This window comes from Dietzia sp. SYD-A1 (assembly GCF_015356725.1).
Lineage (GTDB): Bacteria > Actinomycetota > Actinomycetes > Mycobacteriales > Mycobacteriaceae > Dietzia.
In genome coordinates this window covers 1-307 of record NZ_JADDKI010000439.1, presented here as the reverse complement: position 1 = coordinate 307, position 307 = coordinate 1, and the positions used below count along the sequence as shown (strand labels likewise).

The 307-nt window shown below is 68.1% G+C and carries 1 protein-coding gene; it reads right to left on the bottom strand.

What is annotated here, in order from left to right; all coding sequences use genetic code 11:
- Positions 1–29: 29 nt before the first annotated feature.
- On the bottom strand, positions 30–307 hold a 278-nt coding region (locus tag IY392_RS15395), incomplete at its 5' end, for a transposase (RefSeq protein ID WP_194861675.1).

Here is a 307-nt window from a genome sequence, read left to right as displayed (position 1 = left end):
CAGCCTGTAGGTCGCCCGGGCCTGCCAGTTCAGGCGATCTGGAGGCCGCCGAGCCCGGTGGCGCCGATATGACCGTGGAGCTTTCGCAGGTTGTGGCAGGCAGCGAGCAGTAGCCATTCACCGCGGGCGGCGTCCAGACCGCGAATCAGGAGTTGCTTGCCGTTCTGCAGGGTGCTCATCTGTCCGAAGACCGGTTCGACGATCGCTTTGCGCCGGGCGTAGACCGCTCGGCCTTTCTTCGTGGCGAGCTTGCGGGCCATGCGCTGCTTGTCCGTGGCGCTGGCCGGGATCGGTCCCCGGGGGGCGA